Raw genomic sequence first — 7,642 nt, 5'->3', positions numbered from 1 at the left:
CTCACCCGGTGGGGGCTTGGGGGCCCGGGGGGCCCGGCCCCGTGGCCCCACCGGGGGGTGGGCCCGTTCTGAACGCTCAGAACGTGCACCACCGCCTGTTCGGCGAGTGCGGACGGTGTCAGTCGGCGGACGGGGCCGTCGGGGCGCTCTGGGCCGACTGCGGGGTGACCGGGCTGACCGGGCTGGCCGGCGTGTTCGGGCTGGCGGGCGACTGCGGCGTCGGGGCCGACTTCGCAGACGGCGCAGACGGCGCGGACTTCGCGGACTGTGCCGTCGGCGCCGTCGTCGCGGACTGCGCGGTCACGGTGGTGACGGTCGACGCGTTCTGCACCGCAGACGGCGACGGGTCCGCCGACTCGACGGGCGGGGTGGCCGCGTTCGCGCTCGACGTCGGGTCGGGCGTCGCGCCCCCGTGGTCGTCGGCGACGCGCACCGTGGCGGTGGTGGCGTCGTCGGACGGCGCGTCGTCGACGGTGCCGTGCGCCGCGGCGGCGACGGCGCCCAGGCCGACCGCGCCGAGCGCCCCGGTGACGATCCATGCGCTGCGTGCCTTCATGGTGCTGCTCCTTCGTGTCGTCGGCGGCGTCGTGCCCCCGTGATGGCCGGGCGTCCTGCCCGCCTGGTTCCCAGCCTTCGCGGCCCCCGTGAGACGCCGGGGAGCCGCAGGTGAGAGGTCTCTCAGAAAGCCGCCGCGTCCGCCGCGAGGCGCTCGGCCACCGCGAGGAAGGCGGCGGCGCGCGCCGCCGTGTCGGCCCCCGCGGCCAGCGAGACCACGACGGCGGCGGCCCGCGCGCGCAGGAGCGCCGGGTCCGCCGCGCCACCGAAGACGTCGAGGCAGCGCACGACCAGGCCCTCCGTGCCGGCGTACGCGGCGGGCGCGAGCGCGGGCAGCACGGCCAGGTGCGCGACGGCGCACGCCAGGTCGTCGACGAGGTGTCCCGGGCCGAGCGTGTCGGCGTCGAGCAGGCCGCGGACGCGCGCCGGTCGCCCCGCGCCAGGGGCCGACGACGCCGGGTCGAGCAGGAGGTTCGCCGCGTGGAGGTCGCCGTGCGTCGTGACGACGGGGCCGGGGTCGCGGGCGTCGACGACGGCGCCGATCCGGGCGCCCAGGCGCGCGAGGCGCCCGGGGTCGGCCCCGTGCAGCGCCGCCAGCGCGCCCAGGTAGTGGTCGAGCCGGTCCGCCCACGGCGCGCGTGGCGGCAGGGACACGCCGGCGGCGGGGAGCCCGCGCGCGACGCGCAGGACCTCCGCCGGGTCGAGGCAGTCGGCCCGGCCGGCCGCCGGGGTCCGCGCGAGGAGGTCGGCGACCGACGCGCCCGGCACCTCCGTCAGCAGCACGACGCCGTCCCCCGGCGCCTCGGGCCCGCCGAGCACCCGCGGGGCGACGACCCCGTCCGCGCCGGCGAGGAGCACGTGCCGCCGCACCAGGGCGTCGGCGCGGGAGGGCCGCACCACCTTGACGTACACGGTGCCGGCGGTGGTGCGCGCCCGGAGCACCGCGCGGCGCAGCGGGCGGTACGTGACGGTCTCCAGGGCGAGCACCTCGGCGTCCACACCCGCCGCCCGCAGCCGTTCCCGCACCCCCGCGGGGGTGCTGCCCGCCGCCAGGCCGGGCAGCGCCGGGTCGTGCGGGTGCCGCCACACGTGCAGGCTCCGCCCGCCGTCGTCCAGCCGCACGACGCCCGGCCCGAGCGGGTCCCCGTCCCGGACCGCGCCGCGAGCCCGACGGAACACGGACCCCGGCGCGCTCGACGCGCACAGGTGCTCCCGCGCGCGGAGCGTGCCGCCGGCACCGGCGCGACGGGCCACGACCTCGTAGGCGACCGTCACCTCGGCGCCCGGGCGGGCGTGCACCTGCCGCACCGACCAGGACTCGAGCTCGGACCCGTCGGCCGCGAGCGCCGCGCCCAGCACTCCGGCCGCGCCGTCGCCGGCGAGCAGGTCGAGCCACGCGCGGTGGTCGTCGGGCGCGGTGGCGGGCACGGTGGCGGGCGCGGTGGCGGGCGCTCTGGTCGGCGGCGCGGCGAGCGGCGGGGAGGTCGGCACCCCGCCATCCGACCGTCCCGGGGCGAGCGCGGGGTGAGACGCGGATGAGACGCCTCTCATCTGCCCGCGGGGAGCCGGCCGCGGCGGGCCGGACTACAGCGACACGTCGTCCAGCCCGAGCCAGCCGGCGAGGTCCGCCAGCTCGCCCCGCACGGCCTGGGCGACGTCCGGCTCGAAGGGCAGGTCCTCGTGGACGGCGTCCACGCGCAGCACGCCCGCCTTCCGGTCGGCGGTGGCGTCGACCTTGCCGACGAACCGGTCCCCGTGCAGCACCGGGAGCGCGAAGTAGCCCCAGCGCCGCTGCGCCCGCGGCTTGTACATCTCGAGGACGTAGTCGAAGTCGAAGATCTCGAGCAGCCGGGCGCGGTCGTGCACGAGGGCGTCGAACGGCGAGAGCACCGCGGTGCGGCCCTCGAACGGCTCGTCGACCGCCGCGAGCGCCTCCGGGTCGGCGAGCCAGGTCCGCTCGGTGCCCTCCACGGTGACGGGCGTCCCGGCGAGGTCGAGGTAGTCCTCGTCCCCGGGCAGCCCCGGGACGCGGGGGCGCACGATCCCGCGCGCCCGCACCAGCCGGGCGACGCGCTCGCGCGCCGCCTCCGCCCGCGGCAGCGGAGGCACGTCGGGGTAGACCCGCTCGGCCAGGTCCCACAGCCGGTCGCGCCCGCGCCGCCCGGCGATCGCGACGTCGCCGTGCAGGCACGCGAACTCCAGCATCTGCGTGACGTTGCGGTGCCCCGTCCAGCCGCTGGAGCGCCACGGCCGCACGCTGGTGTCCGGCACGTCGCGCGCGGTGAGCGGGCCGGCGTCCTGGAGCAGCGCGAGGACGTCGTCGAGGAACGGTGCGTTGTCGTGGAACCAGCTCGCGCGCCAGTCCCCGAACGGCCACCGGGACATCTGCTCGAGGTACAGCGGCAGGTCCTCCATGGAGCGCACCGTGCCCCCGAGGCGGAACAGCATGCGGTCGGCCAGCGCGTCCTCCACCGCGCCCGGCCAGGTCGCGCGGCCGAGGCGGGACCAGGGCACGAGGTCCACCGCCGGCGCCACGGCGGCGGTGGGGTCCACGGGCAGCACCAGGAGGTGCTCGACCGTCGCCACGAGGTCGTCCGGGCGGCGCGCGTCGAGCAGCTGCGCCCGCACGGCGATGCGCCGGGCCTGGTCTCGGGTCAGCCGCACCACCGGCGCGGCGGCGTCGCCGGTCATGTCGCGACCGTAGCGGCGGGCGCCGACAGCGCGCGGGTCAGCCGGCGGCAGCGGCGAGCAGGTGGTCGAGCACCGCGAGCGTCGCGGGCCCCGGCGCGCCGCCGGTCGTCCGGTGCCGGGCCACGATCTGCCGCGTCCCCAGCCCCGGCAGGGCGACGACCCGCACCGTGCCCGGCAGGAGGCCCGGCACCGCGAGCGCCGGGACGACCGCGACGCCGAGGTCCGCCGCGACGAGGGAGAGCGCCACCGTGTAGTCGTCGTACCGGTGCGTGAGCGGGGCCGTGGCCCCCGACGCGGCGTGGGCACGCTGCACGACCCGGTCGGCGGCGTGGCCGGCCTCCGCGCCGAGCCACGTCGCGTGCCGCAGGTCGGTCAGGCTCTCGGGGACCGGGTGGTGCGACGGGAGCACCACGAGCCACGGCTCGTCGAGCACGGGGACGTCGCGCGCTCCGGCGGGCGTGGACCGCCCGATGTCGCTCTCGGTCTCGGTGAGGATCAGGTCGAGCCCGCCGCGGCGCAGCTCCCGCTGCGCCGCCTCGCCCTCCGCCTGCAGCAGGTGGACGTCGAGCCCGGGCGAGGTGCGGGCGAGTCGCCCGGCGAGGGGCGCCAGCAGGCCGCTGATCAGCGTCGGCGAGGCGCCGACGGCGACCGTGCCGCTGGGCTCGCCCGCGAGCTCCGCGAGGGCCCGCCGCGTGTCGGTGAGCTCGGCCTCGATGCGTTCCGCGGCCTCGACGACCAGCCGGCCCGCCGGGGTGAGCACGGCGCCGGCCGGCTGCCGGTCCACGAGTCGCTGCCCCGACTCCGCCTCGAGACGCGCGACCTGCTGCGAGACCGCCGACGGGGACACCCCCAGCGCCTCGCCGGCGGCGACGATGCCACCGTGGCGGTGGACGGCCAGGAGGATCGCCAGCCGGCGCGGGTCGAGGTGCATCGAAATACCTTAAGCCCGAGTGCGGAGAACTTCGATTGATCTGAAGCATCCCCTCGTCCGACGATGGGCCGGTGACGACGACGAGACCCGGTGCCGAGGCCCGTCCCGCGCCCGCCCTCGGCGGGGGTGCCGTCCTCGTCGCGACCGGCGCGCTCCTCTGGGGCACCGGGGGCGTCGCGGCCGCCACGATCACGGCCCACAGCGCGATGTCCCCGACGGCGGTGTCGGCCCTGCGGCTCCTGCTGGGCGGGCTGGCCGTGCTCGGCGTCACCGCCGTCACCGGGCAGCTGCGCGCCATCCCGCGGACGGCCGCCTCCGCGCGGCACGTGCTGCTCACCGCCGCCCTCACCGCCGTCTTCGGCGCGGCGTACTTCCAGTCCGTGGTCCAGGTCGGCGTCGCCGTCGCGACCGTGGTCGCGCTCGGCGGCGCGCCGCTGGTCGTGGCCGCCCACGGCACCCTGCGGGCCCGGCGCCTCCCCCGCCTCCCGGTGCTGGTGGCGCTCGCGGCGTCGGTCGCCGGCCTCACGCTCGTCGGCGACGTGCGCCGGCCCGCCGACGCCGGCGGCGATCCCGTGTGGGGCGTCGCGCTCGCGCTGGTCGCGGCGGTCGCGTTCGGCGCGACGACCGTCGTCAACCGCCGCGTCCTGCCCGGGCTCGCCCCCGCTCCCCTGGTCGCCACCGCATTCACCCTGGCGGGGCTCGCGTCGCTCGTGCCCGCGGCCCCCGCGGGACTCGCCCTCGGCTCGCTCGACGCCACCGCGTGGGTCACGCTCGCGTTCCTCGCGCTGGTGCAGACGGCGGTCGGGTACCTCGCGTTCTACGCCGGCCTGCAGCGCGGGGTCAGCGCGACGTCGGCGGCGCTGCTGTCGCTGCTGGAGCCCGTCGGGGCGACGGTGCTCGCCGTCGCGGTGCTCGGCGAGCACGTGACGCCGGCGGCCGCGGTCGGCATCGGCCTCGTGCTGGGCGCCGTCCTGCTCGCCCGCGACCGACCCGCCGGCGCGACGGCGGCCGCCTCGTCGACCACCAGCACGACCACCAGGACGACGCGGCGTGGTCCCCGGGGACGACGTCGCACGGCACCCCGGTCGGACGCGCCGCCCCCCGCCGCGGCGTAGCGTGCCCGGCATGGAGCGCGGCCCCCTCGACCGTTGGCGCCCCCGGCTGTTCCTGGCGCTGGCGCTCGCCGTCGTCGTGACCGTCGGGACCCTGGGTGCGTCGCACTGGCAGCCGGACGCCCGCGGCGTCGACGCGCTGGGCCTGGCCCTCGCGCTCGTCGGGCCCCTCGTGCTGCTGACCCTGCCCCGCCGCCCCGCGCTCGCCGTGCTGCTGGCCGTGGGCGCCCTCGGGGCGTACCTGGTGCTGGGGTACGCGTGGGGCCCGGTGTTCGGCGGCACGGTCGGCGTGCTCGTCATGGTGCTGCTCACCGGCCCCGCGGCCCGGGCGCGGGCGATCGCCTGGTCGGGGGCGCTGCTGATGTGGGGCACCGTCGTGGGCGCCGCCGCCCTGCGCGACGACGCGCCCCGGTCGGCCGCCCTCCTCGGCGGGGCGGCGTGGACCGCCGTCGCGCTGCTGATCGCCACCGGCGTCCGCGAACGGCTCGCCCGCGCCACCGCGCTGCGCGCCGCCCGCGCCGACCGGGAGCGCACCGCCGTCGCGACCGAGCGGCTGCGGATCGCGCGCGAGCTGCACGACGTCCTCGCCCACTCCCTGTCCGCGATCAACGTGCAGGCAGGCGTGGGCCTGCACCTGCTGGACCGCGACGTCGAGCAGGCCCGCTCGGCGCTCGCGTCGATCAAGGCCACGAGCCGCGACGCCCTCGACGAGGTGCGCGCCGTGCTCGGCGTCGTGCGCGGCGAGGACGACGCCGCGCCCGAGCCCCGTACACCTACCTGGGACCTCGCCGCCCTGCCCCGGCTGGCCGAGCCGCTGCGCGCCCGCGGCGTCGACGTCCGCTTCGACGTCGAGCCGGGCCTCCTGGCCGACGGCGCCGTGCCGGCGCACCTCGCCGGCGTCGCGTACCGGGTGGTGCAGGAGGCCCTGACGAACGTCGGCCGGCACGCCCCGGGGGCCCGGTCGGTCGTCGCGCGGGTCGACGTCCGCGGCGAGCGCGCGGAGCGCACCCTGCGGGTCGTGGTGTCGGACGACGGCGGCCCGGCCGCGCCATCGGGGCCGCGCCCCGACGGCTACGGGCTGCGCGGCATGCGCGAGCGGGTCGAGGGCGCCGGCGGCACCCTGCGCGCGGGGCCCCGGCCCGCGACCGTCGGCGCCGGCTTCCTCGTCGACGCCGCCATCCCGCTGCCCGAGAACCCCACGGAGGACGCATGATCCGCGTGCTGCTCGCCGACGACCAGGCGCTCGTGCGCGGCGGCTTCCGCGCCCTGCTCGACGCCGAGGACGACATGACGGTGGTGGGCGAGGCCGCCACCGGCGACGAGGCGGTGCGCCTCACCCTGGAGCTGCTGCCGGACGTCGTCCTCATGGACGTGCGGATGCCCGGCGCCGACGGGCTGGAGGCCACGCGCCGCATCGTGGCCGACCCGGGCACGGGCGGCGTGCACGTGGTGGTCGTGACCACGTTCGAGCTGGACGAGTACGTGGCCGAGGCCGTCCGCGGCGGCGCGAGCGGCTTCCTCGTCAAGGACACCGAGCCGGCGGACCTGGTGCGGGCCGTGCGCGTGGCCGCCGCGGGCGACGCCCTCCTGTCCCCCGGCGTCACCCGGCGCCTGCTGGCCCGCGTGGCCGACGCGACCCGCGACGTACCGCCCCCGCCCGGCCTCGGCGACCTCACCGCCCGCGAGCGCGAGGTGCTCGTCGAGGTGGCCGGCGGGCTGTCCAACGACGAGATCGCGCGCACGCTCTACCTGTCGGAGTCCACCGTCAAGACGCACGTCTCGCGGGTGATGGCGAAGCTGGGCGCCCGCGACCGCGCGCAGCTCGTCGTGGCGGCGTACGAGGGCGGCGTCGTGCGGCCGGGCTGGTCCGGCTGAGCCCGGCGGGGCGGCACCCGGGGACCACCCGGGTCGGTACGCCCGGCTGACGACGCGGCCCGTCCCCCCGGGCGACGGTGGTGTTCGAGGGCCCGCACAGGGCGGACCCACCGTCACGAGGAGTCCACGATGCTCACCACTGCCACCGCGATCGCCGTCCCCGCGGCCGTCGTCGCGCACCCGTACGCCGCCGGCGGGGGGCCGGGCTGGTGGATCGTCTTCCCGATCCTGTGGTTCCTGCTGTTCGCCTCCGTCGTGTTCCTCATCGCCCGCCGTGCGCGGCGCTACGGCCCGCCGTGGGCCCGCGGCGGCGCCGGCGGGGTCGACGTCCTGGGCGAGCGGTACGCCCGCGGCGAGATCGACGAGGCCGAGTACCGGCAGCGCCTGGCCGTCCTCAAGGAGGACCGCCGCTGACCCGGACCACCGTCGAGCACGCGACCGCTCGCGCCGTCCGCCCCGGTGACGCGAGCGGTCGCGT

Annotated in this window: 8 protein-coding genes; 4 read left to right on the top strand and 4 right to left on the bottom strand. The window is 78.6% G+C overall.

Translation table 11 applies throughout. The features are described 5' to 3' along the window. Positions 1-118: 118 nt before the first annotated feature. From ACFU5J_RS05310 to ACFU5J_RS05295, 4 genes are all read right to left on the bottom strand, one after another. Positions 119-556, bottom strand: coding sequence for a hypothetical protein (locus ACFU5J_RS05310; protein WP_430578054.1), 438 nt, complete (start codon positions 554-556; stop codon positions 119-121). Positions 557-678: 122 nt separating this feature from the next. After that, positions 679-2,046 carry an aminoglycoside phosphotransferase family protein gene (locus tag ACFU5J_RS05305; protein WP_430578053.1) on the bottom strand — a complete coding sequence of 456 codons (1,368 nt, stop codon included), beginning with the start codon at positions 2,044-2,046 and terminating at the stop codon, positions 679-681. A 93-nt stretch (positions 2,047-2,139) separates the two neighbouring features. Beyond that, on the bottom strand, positions 2,140-3,246 hold the full coding sequence (locus ACFU5J_RS05300) for a DNA glycosylase AlkZ-like family protein (RefSeq protein ID WP_430578052.1): 1,107 nt from the start codon (positions 3,244-3,246) through the stop codon (positions 2,140-2,142). Positions 3,247-3,283: 37 nt separating this feature from the next. Further along, entirely contained in the window at positions 3,284-4,177 is an 894-nt protein-coding gene (locus ACFU5J_RS05295) for a LysR family transcriptional regulator (protein ID WP_430574568.1), read from the bottom strand. A gap of 71 nt (positions 4,178-4,248) precedes the next feature. Between ACFU5J_RS05295 and ACFU5J_RS05290 the strand changes: the two genes are divergently transcribed. The 4 genes from ACFU5J_RS05290 (at position 4,249) to ACFU5J_RS05275 (ending at position 7,578) form a co-directional block, all read left to right on the top strand. After that, positions 4,249-5,292, top strand: a complete 1,044-nt coding sequence (locus ACFU5J_RS05290) for a DMT family transporter (protein ID WP_430578051.1) — start codon at positions 4,249-4,251, stop codon at positions 5,290-5,292. Between the two features lie 10 nt (positions 5,293-5,302). After that, a complete protein-coding gene (locus tag ACFU5J_RS05285; RefSeq protein ID WP_430574566.1) occupies positions 5,303-6,502 on the top strand; it encodes a sensor histidine kinase in 1,200 nt (399 codons plus the stop codon). Next, positions 6,499-7,164, top strand: coding sequence for a response regulator (locus ACFU5J_RS05280; protein WP_430574565.1), 666 nt, complete (start codon positions 6,499-6,501; stop codon positions 7,162-7,164). Before ACFU5J_RS05285 ends, ACFU5J_RS05280 begins: the two co-directional genes overlap by 4 nt. 129 nt (positions 7,165-7,293) lie before the next feature. After that, on the top strand, positions 7,294-7,578 hold the full coding sequence (locus ACFU5J_RS05275; protein ID WP_430574564.1) for an SHOCT domain-containing protein: 285 nt from the start codon (positions 7,294-7,296) through the stop codon (positions 7,576-7,578). Positions 7,579-7,642 lie beyond the last annotated feature (64 nt).

It is taken from the genome of Isoptericola sp. NPDC057559, assembly GCF_042801555.1.
GTDB lineage: Bacteria > Actinomycetota > Actinomycetes > Actinomycetales > Cellulomonadaceae > Isoptericola.
The sequence above is the reverse complement of the archived record's forward strand: the minus strand, read 5'-3'. Positions and strand labels throughout refer to the sequence as shown.

Bases quoted from the DNA above. Each gene is read 5' to 3' on its own strand.
- ACFU5J_RS05295 (WP_430574568.1), bottom strand. From the start codon at position 4,177: ATGCACCTCGACCCGCGCCGGCTGGCGATCCTCCTGGCCGTCCACCGC.
- ACFU5J_RS05280 (WP_430574565.1), top strand. From the start codon at position 6,499: ATGATCCGCGTGCTGCTCGCCGACGACCAGGCGCTCGTGCGCGGCGGC.
- ACFU5J_RS05300 (WP_430578052.1), bottom strand. From the start codon at position 3,246: ATGACCGGCGACGCCGCCGCGCCGGTGGTGCGGCTGACCCGAGACCAG.
- ACFU5J_RS05285 (WP_430574566.1), top strand. From the start codon at position 5,303: ATGGAGCGCGGCCCCCTCGACCGTTGGCGCCCCCGGCTGTTCCTGGCG.
- ACFU5J_RS05275 (WP_430574564.1), top strand. From the start codon at position 7,294: ATGCTCACCACTGCCACCGCGATCGCCGTCCCCGCGGCCGTCGTCGCG.
- ACFU5J_RS05310 (WP_430578054.1), bottom strand. From the start codon at position 556: ATGAAGGCACGCAGCGCATGGATCGTCACCGGGGCGCTCGGCGCGGTC.